The sequence below is a fragment of the Hydrogenophaga sp. genome (assembly GCF_011390835.1).
GTDB lineage: Bacteria > Pseudomonadota > Gammaproteobacteria > Burkholderiales > Burkholderiaceae_C > Hydrogenophaga.
In genome coordinates, this window is record NZ_JAABRQ010000016.1 from 79,596 (window position 1) to 92,399 (window position 12,804).

The window sequence follows — 12,804 nt, forward strand, 5'->3', positions numbered from 1 at the left end:
GGTAACTCAGCGAATTTTAAGGCGAGCAGAACCGAACCCGGCCAAGGGCGGCACCATCAGCGAAATCAGCGGTGCGAACGGGAGCCTCACTCGGGGCGGCCGCGGAACCAGCTTGGCCGGGCCAGAGGCAGCGCCCCCCCTGGGTGGAGGCCGCGCAGCAGCGCAGGGGGTTACGAAGCTCTGCAGAGCTTGAGCGTGTTGGTGCCGCCCGGTGAGCCCATGGGCTCGCCCACCGTGATGGCGTAGATATCGCCCGTCTGCACGATCCCGCGCGCCTTGAGGTGGGCCTCGGCATCGGCCAGCGCGGTGTCGCGGTCGGCGCTGGTGTCCATGAGCAGCGGGCGCACGTTGCGGTACAGCGTCATGCGGCGCTGGGCGGCCTGGTTGGAGGTCACGGCGTAAATCGGCATGCGCACGTTGTGCCGGCTCATCCAGAGCGCGGTCGAGCCCGACTCGGTCAGCGCCACGATGGCCTTGGCGCCCAGGTGGTGGGCGGTGAACAGGGCGCCCATGGCGATGGTCTGGTCGATGCGCTTGAAGGTCTTGCCCTTGAAGTCGGCGCCCAGCTCGGCGTACTCGGCCTTTTCGGCTTCCTGGCAGATGTTGGCCATCTCCACCACCGTCTCAAGCGGGTACTTGCCGGCGGCAGTTTCGGCGCTGAGCATCACCGCGTCGGTGCCATCGAGCACGGCGTTGGCCACGTCGCTCACCTCGGCACGCGTGGGCACCGGGGCCAGGATCATGCTTTCCATCATCTGGGTGGCGGTGATGGCCAGCTTGTCCATCTCGCGCGCGAGCCGGATCATGTGTTTCTGAAGGCCGGGCACGGCCGCATTGCCCACCTCGACCGCCAGGTCACCACGCGCGACCATGATGCCGTCGGACACCTGGAGGATGTTGGCCAGTTCGGGAATTGCCTCGGCGCGCTCGATCTTGGCGATCAGGCCCGGCTTGTGGCCGGTTGCGGCCCCCGCCACGTTGCACAGCTGGCGCGCCAGCTCCATGTCGGTGGCGTTTTTGGGAAAGCTGACCGCCACGTAGTCGGCCTTCAACCCCATGGCGGTCCGGATGTCGTCCATGTCCTTGGCGGTGAGCGCCGGCGCCGTCAGGCCGCCGCCCTGCTTGTTGATGCCTTTGTTGTTGGACAACTCACCGCCCAACTTCACGGTGGTGTACACCGCCGGTCCTGCCACCTTGTCCACCGTGAGCACGATCAGGCCGTCGTTGAGCAACAGGGTGTCGCCAGCTTTCACATCGCGCGGCAGCTCCTTGTAGTCCAGACCCACGCCGCCCAGGTCACCGGGCTCGGTGCGCGAGGCATCGAGCACAAACTTTTCGCCCGGCTCCAGCATCACCTTGCCGTCGGCAAACTTACCGACTCGGATTTTCGGCCCCTGCAGGTCAGCCATGATGCCGACCTCGCGCCCAGCGCGCTGCGCGGCCTCGCGGACCAGCGTCGCGCGGTCGATGTGGTCCTGCGCCGTGCCGTGCGAGAAGTTGAGCCTGACCATGTTCACGCCGGCGCGGATCATGGCTTCGAGCATCTCGGGCGAACTGGATGCAGGGCCGAGGGTGGCAACGATCTTGGTGGCGCGCTGGGGCATGAAAACGGTCTCCGAAAGGTGGGGAATCACCCGGGTTGTAATTTGATTTCAATTATCGGTGAAACCAGTTACCACCAGGTTACAAGCCACTACCCGTCAGAGGTCGGCTCGGGATAGCCGTGCTGTAAAGCAGGTCCACCGTCTCGCCATCGGGCACCTGAAGCTGCACCGTCATGCGGCGAAAGGCCCACCTGAGATCGATCGCGCCGGGCAGCGCGTCCTGTCGGGCCTTGGTGCTGATGGGCAACCCGTAGCGAGCGCGCAGCGAGGTGCTGAGCTCCTGCGCCAGCGCGCGGGTGCGCTCGCGGGAACCCGGCCGAGCCACGAGGTGGATGTGCTGCAAGCGTTCTGCCTCGAAAAGAAACGTCACCGCGAAACTTTCGCCCGCGATGGGGTAGCTGGGAATTTCCAGCAGCGCGCCGGTCTCCCGGCTGCGGCGCTCGGGCGTGGTGGCCTGCGCTTCGGCGATCAGGGCCTGTATCTCGGCCGGACTGGCGTTCATCGGTGCACCGCGCCACAAGGTCTGGGCCGAAGTAGAGAAAATGGCCCCGCAAAGGGCGAGACAGGTCAACAGTTGCTTCATGATGAGAGTGTGACGCACGCGAGTAGCACCGGGTTCCGGGGACATCCAGAGGCCCTGCAAACCACGAAACCGGGGCCTCGTCGAGGGTGCAGCAGTAGCCACCATTTTGTCGGACGCCAGCGTGCGCGGGTCATGACCGGGTTTGACGGCGTCGTGTTCAGGGCAATACCGCTAATACCGTCCGTGCCACACTGCAACCGCTGACCCATGGCGCGGGCATGGTGATGAAGGACAGCGGCAAGATTGGCGAGGAGCAAGGCCTGCGGCCCGGCGAAGCGGGTTCCTCGGCATTCACCGGATCCAGGCACTGCTCGCCGACATTTCAGGAGACTCCCATGAGCCACGAACTCGGCCGACTCGAAGACCTGCCGCAGGACTACCGCGACGAACTCGCGTCGCACAACCTGGTGCCGCTGTGGCCCAGCCTGCGCGGCGTGTTGCCACCCGACGTGCCCACGCGCCAGACCCGCGCCACGCACTGGCCCTACCAGACCATCCGCCCGCTGCTGCTGAAGGCCGGCGAGCTGACGCCGATTGAAAAAGCGGAGCGCCGCGTGCTGGTGCTGGCCAACCCCGGCCACGGGCTGGAGAGGATGCAAGCCAGCGCGGCCATCTACCTCGGCATGCAGCTGCTGCTGCCCGGCGAGTGGGCGCCCAGCCACCGCCACACGCCCAACGCGGTGCGCATGGTGGTGGAGGGCACCGGGGCCTGGTCGACGGTGGACGGCGAAAAGTGCGAGATGGTGCGCGGTGACCTCATTCTCACGCCCACTGGCCTGTGGCACGAGCATGGTCACGACGGCACCGAGCCGGTGGTGTGGCTCGATGTGCTCGACCTGCCGCTGGTGCACTACATGGAGGCCAGCTACCACGTCAATGGCGGACGCCAGACTGTGAAGCCGCAGCGCGGCGAAAGGGCCTATGCGCGCGGCGGCGTCGTGCCCAGTCCGGTGTTTCAACGCGCGCACAAGGCCTACCCGATGCTGCGTTACCCCTGGGCCGACGCGCGCGCTGCGCTGGAATCGCTGGCAGCCGATCAGCCAGCACTCGACGCGGTGCAGGTCACTTACACCAACCCCGAAACCGGCGCACACTGCGAAAACATCCTCGGGTTCTACGCTCTGATGCTGCGCCCGGGTCAGACCCTGCCGCTGCCTGCGCGATCGCCTGCCACCGTGTTGCACCAGATCGAAGGCGACACCGAGGTTCAGGTCGAGGCGCAGACCTTCACACTGGCCGAAGCCGACACTTGCTGCGCGCCCGGCTACACCGCCATCACACTGAAGAACCGATCGCCCGACCAGCCGGCGTTCCTGTTCATGGCCGACGAAACGCCCTTGCACCAGAAACTGGGTGTGTACGAAATCCGGTAGCCAAGTCCTGCTGCCAACCCCATGCACGTGGCACTCAGCCCTGCTCAGACTTGGGTGAGATCCCGCGGCGGCTCATCATGTCCTCGCTCATCGTCAACAGGGTAGCCTCGCTCAGCAGGCCCCGTGCAGCGGGGTAGGCCACCTGGTCTTCGTCGTCCAGATGCTGCCGGTAGAGACGGGCGAAATCGTTGAGCTTGACCTGGTGCCAAACCGTGAGTCCGGTCCATGGTCTAGCGCCAGGCTGGCTGGCGTGATCGGCCACGGTCTGCAAGACGGAGCGCGCGTCGACCCAGGCCAGCTCCATCTGGCGGTGGTCCTGGATCAGGCGCAGCACCAGGGCCTTGACCGCGGCATCGGGGCCGGCCATGAGCGGGGGAAACACATGGCGCTCCTCGTCTTCGTGGTGCAGCGGCGCGGCGAGGTCGAAGTAGCGCATCACATCCTGCGCGGCCTGGCGCGCGCTGGCGTCACAGCCCTGTTCCACCAGGTGTTGCTGCAGGCGCTGGATCAGGCCGAGCATGCGCTCGACGCGCTCGTGGCAGGCGTCCAGCATCTCGAACGGCGCCTCGTAACCGGCCGCGGGCGCGTGGTGACCCGGCAGGCCGATGGCAGACACAGGAATGGCGCTGGTCATGGCGCTGACCCGAGTTGCACCGCCTGGCCCTGCGGGTCAAACGGGATGTAGGCCTGCAAGCGCCCTTCGCGGATGGATTCGACCATGCGCTGAAGCGGCTGGTCTGCATCGGCACTGGTGGGCGCCTGGCCGGCGAGCCCGGACATCGCGGCAGCAAACACCATGCCCCAGGGCTTGCCGAACTGCGCAGCCTCTTGCGCCAGACCGGCGAAAGACCGCAGTTCGACGGCGGCGAACACGAACGATGGGCGCTGTGGCCGGGGCTCGACCCGGACAGCCTGCAGGAGTTGGTCGACGGTGCAGAGGGTCATGGTGCATTCAGGGGTGGCTGCCCCAGGTGGACAGGTAGTCGGCTACGGCCGGCCGGGGCGGCACAGGCTGGCGCGAGGCGACCGTGCCGATGCTGAGGAAACACACGGCCTGCTCGGGCTCGCGCAACGCCAAAGCGCGCCGTAAGGTGTCGGACTTCAAGGCCTTGCCGCTGGTGAGCGCCGAGCCAAACCCGAGCGCCGTGGCCACCAGCATCACGTTTTGCACCGCCGCACCCGCCGACAGCAGTCGCTCCGACAGGTCGACCTCGGAGTCGCCACACGCGGCATCGACCACGAGCAGCAGCAGCCGGGGCGCGCGAAACGCCTTCTCCCGCGCCTGCTCGCGCTGCTCGTCGGTGGCCAGCGCATCGCGTTCGGTCAGCGCCTGAGCAAAAACTTCGGCCAAGGCGGCGCGCTGCGCCTCGGGCACCAGCACGAATCGCCAAGGCAGCAACTGGCCGTGGTCGGGCGCTGCGCTGGCGGCTTCCAGCATGGCGTGGAACTGCTCTTGGTCGGGGCCGGGCGCCACCAGGCGCCTGGGCAGGATGGTCTGCCGCGCCTGGATCAGTTCCCCCACCACCTGGGGCCAGTCGGTGCGCGGCGCATGGGGCATGGGGTTCGTTGACATCGGCAACATGAATCGCAAAGATCAGGACGGCCGCCCTTGCGAGACCGACCCAAGCAGCCTGCCAGGCGGTCGCCCCAGACCCCCATCAGCCCGGCCCCCAGCGCGGCAGACGCGCTCAACACCCAGGCAGATGCGAGCGGCAACGAGCCGATCCTGCGCACCAGCACCGCAAACTGCGGTCACCAGAGCAGCCCCCTGCGTCGCGGCGCGCGCGGTGGGCAGGTTCATCCGCAGCTACCCATGTGGCCGCACTGGGTGCAGAGGTCACAGCCGTCTTTCTTGATCATGGCGTGTGCACCGCACTCGGGGCACTTCTTGCCGGCCATCAGCGGCATCTGCATGCCAGGCAGGTCGGGCGTGGTGGGCGCGGGGGCCAGCGCTGCCGACACGGTTTGCGCGCGCTTCGCCAAGATGCCTTGCAGCGCAAAGGCGATCGCGGCCACCTCAGAGTCGTGCCACATCGGCACATGGGTGCCGTCGGGCTTCTGGTAGGTGCCCAGGCGCACCGGACCCCGGTCCCAGGCCACTTTGCGCATGTCACCCAGCGCACGCTCCAGGAAGCCGCCGCGCGCGGCCAGCGACAAGATGCGCATGGTGGAAGTGATCCACTGCTGCGACTCGCCGCTCTGGCCCACCGGCATGAAAAACTCGATCGCGCGCTCCACCGTGGCGTCACCCAGGCCGGTCGGCACCGGCAGGAACGAGACCACGATGTACAGCGTCTTGTGGCCTTCCTGTGTCCAGTACTCGATCTTGTCGGCCACGGCCGAGAGTGCGCCCTTGGGCCGACTCTCGATCACGGTGCGCATCGGGTCCACCGGCGCGGCGACCACCGCTGCGGCGACCACCGCTGCGGCGGCAGCATCGGCCGCTGCGCTGCCGGTGTCGAGCACCGAACCGAGAATGCTGTTGGGCCGATAGGTGGCCATGCCCTTCAAGTGGGCGCGCCAAGCCTGGTGGTACAGATTCTTGAAGTCACTGAACGGGTAGTCAGCCGCCACGTTCACCGTCTTGGAGATGGCAGTGTCCACGAACGGCTGCACCGCCTGCATCATGGCAATGTGTTCGCCCGCCGTCATGGCAAGGGCGTTGACAAAGTACTCGGGCAAGGCATCCACATTACCACCGAGCTCGCGGTACAGACGCCAGGCGTGGTCTTCCACCGCGTACTCGGCGGTGCTGCCATCGGCTTCGCGCTTCTTGCGGCGGTACATCCAGGAGAACGGCGGCTCGATGCCGTTGGACGCGTTGTCGGCAAAGGCCAGGCTCACCGTGCCGGTGGGCGCGATCGAGAGCAGGTGGCTGTTGCGGATGCCGTGCTGGCGGATCAACGCCTGGATTGGCGCGGGCAGGCGGCTGGCAAAAGTGCCGGGCGCGAGGTAGCCGTTGGCGTCAAATTTGGGGAACGCGCCTTTTTCCTGCGCCAGTGCCACCGAAGCCGTGTAAGCCGCATCGCGCATGCGCTCGGCGATCTTCGCAGCCATCTCGCGCCCTTCCTCTCGGTCGTAGCGCAGACACAGCATGGCCAGGGCATTGCCCATGCCGGTGAAGCCGACACCGATGCGGCGCTTGGCCGCCGACTCTTCGCGCTGCTGCGGCAGCGGCCAGAAGGTCACGTCAAGCACGTTGTCCAGCGCGCGCACCTGGGTGGCCACCACCTGCTCGAAGGCATCGAAATCGAACACCGGCACACCACCGAAGCCAAACGGGTGGCGCACGAAGCGCGTCAGGATCACCGGGCCGAGGTCGCAGCAACCGTAGGGCGGCAAGGGTTGCTCACCGCATTGCCCAGTGACCAGGCCATTGAAGATCACGGAGTTGCCATCGGCCTGCGTAGTGTCAAACACAGCGGCCCGTTCGACGTGCGCAATCTGGGCGACTCGACTCGCAAAGCGCTGAGTCTTGTGCAGCACCTTGTCGGCCACCCAGGCGCGGTACTTGGCGGTCTTGTATTCCAGAAGAAAGCCCACCTCTTCCATGAAGCGTTCGCGCGACTGACCATCGACGATCAGCTCGTATTGCGCCCTGCAGGCGTAGTCGCCTTGTCCGCCGTTGCCATCGGGCATGGCCTTGTTTCCTGCCTTCCTGCGCAGACGAAGGCGCGCAAAGACACCCAGATTGGCCAGTACCACCTGCACGTCCTTGAGCAGGGCCGGGTAGCTGGAGCTCAGCCGAACCGAGCAGCTTTGGCTGTTACCAGAAACGTTGACCGTACCGTCGGTCTGAAAGAGCGCGCGCAGATAGCCTTTGACGCAGGCTTCATTGCCGCGCCACACAATCTCGGGAACCCGCAGTTTCGTTTCCCGCGTAAAGCCCAGAACGGCGAGTGCGCGCGCCAGCAACACCGAGCGGATGACCACATGGTTACGTTCAGCCACCGCAACAGGGGCCACTCGATAGCGCCGGGCTGTTGCCGAAAGCCCAGAAATCAACCCGTTGACGATGTCAGTCACACGCTCAGCCAGTGCGCGCTCTTCGTTCCAAAGGTTGACACAGACAGCCTCCAGTCCCTTGCCGCGGTTCGTGAAGTGGCCATCCCCGGCGATCAAGCCCAGCAAAATGCCCAACTCCTCGCCACCTTCTCTCCCAAACTGCCCTTTGCCCGACTGCACCCATAGCTCGTCTCCAATCTGCAGGTCCGACAGCTTGATCTTGCCGCGCGAGGTGTAGAAGTCGTGCCACGCCGTGGCCTCCACCTCGTACCCGTCTTCGGTGGTCACCTTGTAGACCTCGGCATCGAAGGAGGTCATGAATGCCGGCTTCGCCGGGCGCGTGGCCATACCCACTTCAGGGTTGGCCAGCGCGCGTCCATCCACCGTGACGTTCAAGGTTGCGCCGCTGCGGTGCAAGTCCCCGATACGGACCAGTCCATGCTGGGTCGCGAGGCGGGTGTCGGCGGTCACGCAGGGGTTGGTGGCAGCAATCGTCTCGCAGTAGCGCAGGTTGTTGTCCTGCCCGATCTGGTCGAGGAATAGGATGCCAGGTTCGGCGAAGTCGTAGGCCGACTTCATGATGGTGTCCCAGAGCTCGCTGGCGGCGATGGTCTGGTAGACCCACAGGCCGTCGGCACGCTGGTAGGCACCCTTGTCCACGAGCTTGGCGCCAGGGCGCGCCGTGTGCACAAGGTCCCAGGGCTGGTCGGCGCCCAGCGCTTCCATGAAGGCGTCGGTGACGCCCACCGATACGTTGAAATTGTTCCAGCGCCCCGGCGTGCGCTTGGCGGTGATGAACTCCATCACATCCGGGTGGTCGATGCGCAGCACGCCCATCTGAGCACCACGGCGCGCGCCCGCGCTCTCCACGGTGGAACATGACTGGTCGAACACATTGATGTAGCTACACGGCCCTGAGGCCATGGAGTGCGTGCCCTTGACCTCGGCGCCCTTGGGGCGGATGCGCGAGAAGTCGTAGCCCACGCCGCCGCCGCGGCGCATGGTCTCGGCCGCTTCGCGCAAGGCTTCATAGATGCCGGGATAGCCTTCGCCATCTACGCCCTGGATCGCGTCGCCCACCGGCTGCACGAAGCAGTTGATCAGCGTGGCCTGGATGTCGGTGCCTGCGGCGCTCATGATGCGCCCGGCGCCGATGGCGCCAGCGTGCAGGTTGGCGAGGAACTTCTGTTCCCATTCGGCGCGCAGACCTTCTGTTTCCACGCTGGCCAGGGCGCGCGCCACGCGGCGGTAGATGTCTTCGACGCCGGTTTCGCCGGGCTTGAGGTACTTTTCGGCTAGTACATCCTGGCTGATCGGCTGGGTCTGAGTGAGGTCTTGCGCGCGGGGGCTGGGATCGCGTTTCATCGGGGGGCTTTCGGGAAGAGGGAGAAACGGTGTCGGGGGTCGGGCGTGCACAGTCGGCGGCCGAACTCAACAGACTACATCATGGTCTTTTCGCCCATTGAAACCATGGCCATCCGTCGGCGCCTGGGTCTCGTGCGCGCGAGGCGGGGCGCGGCGTTCAACGCCACAGACCGCTCGTCGCCGGAGCCATCCAGGCGGCCACACCAGGTGTTGGCCTGCATCCAGACCCCCCGCGCCAGGTGCGATGGCTGGTGGCCCTATTGCACCAGCGGCGCAGTGCAGGCCTGCAGGGCCACACGCTGCGCTGCGCCTGGCTGCTCGACCACCCGGATCGAGCCGAGACGGCAGCAGTTCGAGCGCAGGTGCGGGCATCAAGGTGGTGGCAGCGGGCCTGCAGACCCGCGTGATGGACCGCGCCATGCAGATTTTCGGCGCCATGGGCCTGTCACCCGACACCCCCTGGCCTACCCTATGGACCCGAGGCCATGCCCTGCACCTGATGGACGGGCCAGACGGGGTGAACGTGCGCAGCGTGGCCAGACACGAACCGGCGCTAGCCAGAGCGCATGGGCACTTCGGCGACCTACTTCACCACGCCAGAACAGATGCGCCCGCCACCCAGTCCGGGCTGAACGCAGACCGACAAGCTCGCTTCAGGCGGGGTGACGGAGCAGCTGCTTGAACTCACCCGAATCGATCAAGGCTTGCAGCTCGTGCGCACCGCCCACCAGCGTGCCTTTGACAAACACCATGGGAAAGGTCGGCCAGCCGCTCCACATCTTCAGCGCGTTGCGACGGCGCCAGGTGTTGAAGTAGTTGCCATATTCCAGGTACTGGTGGGCCTCCCCATGCGCGTCGAGCAGCTGGCGCGCCTTTTTGCACACCGGGTTCTGGCCCATGCCCACCACCACCACGTCGTGCTTGGCCACCGCCGCCATGACCTCTTGGACGATGTCTCGGTGGTGCTCGGCCACCCGGGCGCGAATGGCGGGGTGAATCTGGGCTTCGTCGAGGATGGGACGGGTCATGGAGTCGCTTGAAATGGTTGGACGTGCTGCGGGCGCGTCAGCTAGGCCGTGCGGTCGATCAAACCAGCGCCGGTTCGCGCATCGCCGCTGCGGCGATGTCCAGCGAACGCAGGCGCAGGGCTGGATCGAAGACGTCGCTCACGATCATGAATTCGTCGGCTTGCGTCACCTCGGCGAGCTGGGCAAAGCCCGCGCTCACCGTCTCGGGGCCACCGATGACTGCACAGGCGAGGAAATCGGCGATGGCGGCCTGGGCCTGCGGGTCAAGCCGGTCCATGAAACCCTCGACCGGCGCCGGCAGCTGGCCGCGCCGCCCGGTAAGGATGCCCAGCACGCGCTGGTAAGTGCTGCTGGCGAGGTACTGGGCCTCGTCGTCGGTGGGTGCGCCAATGAAGGGCACGCCGACGATGGCGTAGGGCTTGTCCAGCGCAGCCGAAGGGCGGAAGTTTTGCCGGTACATGGCCAGCGCTTGCAGCAGGTAGCGCGGCGCGAAGTGGGCGGCAAAAGCGTAGGGCAGGCCGCGTTCGGCCGCCAGCTGGGCTGAAAACAGGCTGGAGCCCAGCAGCCAGATCGGCACCTGCGTACCAGCGCCCGGCATGGCCACCACCTTCTGGCCGGGCTGCATCGGACCCAGCAGGCGCTGCAGCTCGGCCACGTCGCGCGGGAAGTCTTGCTCGGTCTCGGGCCGGTCGCGGCGCAGCGCGCGCATGGTCAGCGGGTCGGTGCCAGGCGCGCGACCCAGGCCGAGGTCGATGCGATTCGGGTACAGCTCGGCCAGTGTGCCGAAGGCCTCGGCTACCACCAGCGGCGCGTGGTTGGGCAGCATCACGCCGCCTGAGCCGACGCGGATGGTCTGTGTGCCGCCCGCGATATGGCCCACCAGCACGGCGGTGGCCGAGCTGGCGATGCCGCTCATGTTGTGGTGTTCGGCCAGCCAGTAACGCTCGAAGCACAGGCGTTCGGCGTGCTGGGCGGTGCGCAGGGCGATGGCCAGGGCATCGGCCACAGTGCCGCCTTGGCGCACAGCGACCAGGTCGAGCATGGACAGGCGGATGTCGTGCAGGGCTTTCATGCTGACTATTGTCGGCCTTTGTGTGCTGGACTGCTGACACGCAGGTGAGGTGCTTTCGGTCAACAGGTCTGTGCGCCAGGCGATGGCCGCGCGTGTCGGACTTCGCTAAGCTGTATGTTTTCGTACTTTGTGCACCCTGATCTCATGACCACACTCTTTGACCCGCTTCAAATGGGCGCGCTCGCCCTGCCCAACCGCATCGTCATGGCACCGCTCACGCGCAACCGCGCTCCCGACGCCATACCCACGCCGCTCATGGCCACCTACTATGCCCAGCGCGCCACCGCCGGCCTGCTGATCACCGAGGCCACCGCCATCACGCACCAGGCCCAGGGCTATGCCGACGTCCCTGGCCTCTACGGCACCGAGCAGCTCGACGGCTGGAAGCGCGTGACGAAAGCGGTGCACGATGCGGGCGGCCGCATAGTGGTGCAGCTCTGGCACGTGGGTCGCGTGTCGCACACCGACCTGCAGCCGGATTTCGGCAAGCCGGTCGCGCCTTCCGCGATACGCGCCAACACCAAGACCGTGCTGATCAAGGATGGCGTCCCTACCTTTGTCGACACCTCTGAGCCGCGCGCGCTGAAGGCCGAGGAAATTCCCGGCATCGTGCAGAACTACCGCCACGCCGCAGAAAACGCCATCTCCGCGGGTTTTGACGGTGTGGAAGTTCATGCTGCCAACGGCTACCTGATCGACCAGTTCCTCAAGACCGGCAGCAACCAGCGAACCGACGACTACGGCGGCAGCATCGCCAACCGCGCACGCCTGCTGCTGGAGGTGACACGCGCCATTGCCGAGGACATCGGTGGCGACCGTACGGGCATCCGCCTATCGCCGGTTACGCCGGCCAACGATGTGATCGACGCCGATCCGCAGGCCTTGTTCGAGCATGTGTTGCGCGAGCTCGCGCCGCTCAAGCTGGCCTATGTGCACGTGATCGAGGGTGCCACTGGTGGCCCGCGCGAACTGCCCGATCGTCCCTTCGACTACACCGCCGCCAAAGCGGCCTACCGCGCTGCCGGCGGCCAGGGCGCCTGGATGGTCAACAACGGCTACGACCTCGCGCTGGCCAACCAGGCCCTGAGCGCCGACGCCGATTTGGTGGCCTTCGGCAAGCCCTTTATCGCCAACCCCGACCTGGTGGCGCGCCTGAAAGCGGGCGGGCCGTTCAACGAGCCCGACAAGACCACGTTTTACGGTGGGGGTGAAAAGGGGTACACGGACTACCCTGCGCTGGCCGGGTGACTGTCCCACGGCGCCCATGGGCGACCAAGAATGTCTGAAGCAAGGAGTGAACCGGCTTGCACAGTCCGCAGGGTCAAAGAACGCTTGCAAGTGCCGCACTGAGTGGTTCTGCCTAGAAGTACATCACTTCAACAGCAGGGCCACCCTGGCAGCGGAAACTCTCTGCAAAAGAGATGACCTCTTCGACGGATTCGTGAGGGTGTGCGGTCGTCGTGATGTGGTGCGAGGCCTCGCCATCGCTGCCAATGCATAGCCAATCCAGAGCGTCTTCCCAGGCTTCGGCATCGACGCCGACCACGCAACACAGCTCGATCTTGCGGTCAATCATTTGTCGCAGCAGTGATTCGCCCAGATCCTTCGAATAAGCAGCCCCAGTTACCAGCACCACCTTTCGAGCGTGCATGGTGGCCGAGCTGGGTTAGCTGTTGGCCGCCCGCCGCGCCAGCACCTCAAACGCTGGCAAGGTCTTGCCTTCCAGCACCTCCAGAAACGCGCCGCCGCCGGTGGAGATGTAGCCCACCTGCTT

At 66.2% G+C, this 12,804-nt stretch carries 12 protein-coding genes; 3 read left to right on the forward strand and 9 right to left on the reverse strand.

Annotated elements, in window-relative coordinates:
• Positions 1-170: 170 nt before the first annotated feature.
• Together pyk and GPT34_RS11205 are read right to left on the reverse strand one after the other, a co-directional pair.
• Entirely contained in the window at positions 171-1,604 is a 1,434-nt protein-coding gene (pyk, locus tag GPT34_RS11200) for a pyruvate kinase (RefSeq protein ID WP_291012264.1), read from the reverse strand.
• Positions 1,605-1,683: 79 nt separating this feature from the next.
• Entirely contained in the window at positions 1,684-2,187 is a 504-nt protein-coding gene (locus GPT34_RS11205; RefSeq protein ID WP_291012267.1) for a hypothetical protein, read from the reverse strand.
• A 335-nt stretch (positions 2,188-2,522) separates the two neighbouring features.
• Between GPT34_RS11205 and GPT34_RS11210 the strand changes: the two genes are divergently transcribed.
• Entirely contained in the window at positions 2,523-3,560 is a 1,038-nt protein-coding gene (locus GPT34_RS11210) for a cupin domain-containing protein (RefSeq protein ID WP_291012269.1), read from the forward strand.
• 34 nt (positions 3,561-3,594) lie between these two features.
• Here the strand turns inward: GPT34_RS11210 and GPT34_RS11215 are convergent, their stop codons facing one another.
• The 4 genes from GPT34_RS11215 to GPT34_RS11230 all read right to left on the reverse strand — a co-directional run bounded on the left by GPT34_RS11215 (position 3,595) and on the right by GPT34_RS11230 (position 8,930).
• On the reverse strand, positions 3,595-4,194 hold the full coding sequence (locus GPT34_RS11215; protein WP_291012271.1) for a hemerythrin domain-containing protein: 600 nt from the start codon (positions 4,192-4,194) through the stop codon (positions 3,595-3,597).
• Positions 4,191-4,505 carry a ribonucleotide reductase subunit alpha gene (locus GPT34_RS11220; protein WP_291012273.1) on the reverse strand — a complete coding sequence of 105 codons (315 nt, stop codon included), beginning with the start codon at positions 4,503-4,505 and terminating at the stop codon, positions 4,191-4,193. The genes GPT34_RS11215 and GPT34_RS11220 overlap by 4 nt, the downstream gene beginning before the upstream one ends.
• A 7-nt stretch (positions 4,506-4,512) precedes the next feature.
• Positions 4,513-5,133 (reverse strand): nitroreductase, encoded by a 621-nt coding sequence (locus tag GPT34_RS11225; protein ID WP_291012328.1) that lies wholly within the window; start codon positions 5,131-5,133, stop codon positions 4,513-4,515.
• Positions 5,134-5,357: 224 nt separating this feature from the next.
• Positions 5,358-8,930 carry an LAGLIDADG family homing endonuclease gene (locus tag GPT34_RS11230; protein WP_291012274.1) on the reverse strand — a complete coding sequence of 1,191 codons (3,573 nt, stop codon included), beginning with the start codon at positions 8,928-8,930 and terminating at the stop codon, positions 5,358-5,360.
• Positions 8,931-9,174: 244 nt separating this feature from the next.
• Between GPT34_RS11230 and GPT34_RS11235 the strand changes: the two genes are divergently transcribed.
• Entirely contained in the window at positions 9,175-9,612 is a 438-nt protein-coding gene (locus tag GPT34_RS11235) for an acyl-CoA dehydrogenase family protein (RefSeq protein ID WP_291012276.1), read from the forward strand.
• Here the strand turns inward: GPT34_RS11235 and GPT34_RS11240 are convergent.
• Positions 9,584-9,958 (reverse strand): glutaredoxin domain-containing protein, encoded by a 375-nt coding sequence (locus GPT34_RS11240; RefSeq protein WP_291012278.1) that lies wholly within the window; start codon positions 9,956-9,958, stop codon positions 9,584-9,586. The genes GPT34_RS11235 and GPT34_RS11240 overlap by 29 nt on opposite strands.
• Before the next feature lie 58 nt (positions 9,959-10,016).
• Positions 10,017-11,030 (reverse strand): LLM class flavin-dependent oxidoreductase, encoded by a 1,014-nt coding sequence (locus GPT34_RS11245; RefSeq protein WP_291012280.1) that lies wholly within the window; start codon positions 11,028-11,030, stop codon positions 10,017-10,019.
• A 144-nt stretch (positions 11,031-11,174) separates the two neighbouring features.
• Here GPT34_RS11245 and GPT34_RS11250 point away from each other — a divergent pair, with 144 nt between their 5' ends.
• A complete protein-coding gene (locus GPT34_RS11250) occupies positions 11,175-12,278 on the forward strand; it encodes an alkene reductase (protein ID WP_291012282.1) in 1,104 nt (367 codons plus the stop codon).
• A gap of 112 nt (positions 12,279-12,390) precedes the next feature.
• Here the strand turns inward: GPT34_RS11250 and GPT34_RS11255 are convergent, their stop codons facing one another.
• Positions 12,391-12,681: a hypothetical protein gene (locus GPT34_RS11255; RefSeq protein WP_291012284.1), complete on the reverse strand. Its 291-nt coding sequence runs from the start codon at positions 12,679-12,681 to the stop codon at positions 12,391-12,393.
• Between the last annotated feature and the right edge of the window lie 123 nt (positions 12,682-12,804).

Excerpts from the sequence above, each read along its gene's own strand:
- GPT34_RS11225 (WP_291012328.1), bottom strand. The coding sequence starts at position 5,133 with ATGTCAACGAACCCCATGCCCCATGCGCCGCGCACCGACTGGCCCCAG.
- GPT34_RS11245 (WP_291012280.1), bottom strand. The coding sequence starts at position 11,030 with ATGAAAGCCCTGCACGACATCCGCCTGTCCATGCTCGACCTGGTCGCT.
- GPT34_RS11205 (WP_291012267.1), bottom strand. The coding sequence starts at position 2,187 with ATGAAGCAACTGTTGACCTGTCTCGCCCTTTGCGGGGCCATTTTCTCT.
- GPT34_RS11215 (WP_291012271.1), bottom strand. The coding sequence starts at position 4,194 with ATGACCAGCGCCATTCCTGTGTCTGCCATCGGCCTGCCGGGTCACCAC.
- pyk (WP_291012264.1), bottom strand. The coding sequence starts at position 1,604 with ATGCCCCAGCGCGCCACCAAGATCGTTGCCACCCTCGGCCCTGCATCC.
- GPT34_RS11240 (WP_291012278.1), bottom strand. The coding sequence starts at position 9,958 with ATGACCCGTCCCATCCTCGACGAAGCCCAGATTCACCCCGCCATTCGC.
- GPT34_RS11210 (WP_291012269.1), top strand. The coding sequence starts at position 2,523 with ATGAGCCACGAACTCGGCCGACTCGAAGACCTGCCGCAGGACTACCGC.
- GPT34_RS11250 (WP_291012282.1), top strand. The coding sequence starts at position 11,175 with ATGACCACACTCTTTGACCCGCTTCAAATGGGCGCGCTCGCCCTGCCC.
- GPT34_RS11220 (WP_291012273.1), bottom strand. The coding sequence starts at position 4,505 with ATGACCCTCTGCACCGTCGACCAACTCCTGCAGGCTGTCCGGGTCGAG.
- GPT34_RS11255 (WP_291012284.1), bottom strand. The coding sequence starts at position 12,681 with ATGCACGCTCGAAAGGTGGTGCTGGTAACTGGGGCTGCTTATTCGAAG.
- GPT34_RS11235 (WP_291012276.1), top strand. The coding sequence starts at position 9,175 with ATGGCTGGTGGCCCTATTGCACCAGCGGCGCAGTGCAGGCCTGCAGGG.
- GPT34_RS11230 (WP_291012274.1), bottom strand. The coding sequence starts at position 8,930 with ATGAAACGCGATCCCAGCCCCCGCGCGCAAGACCTCACTCAGACCCAG.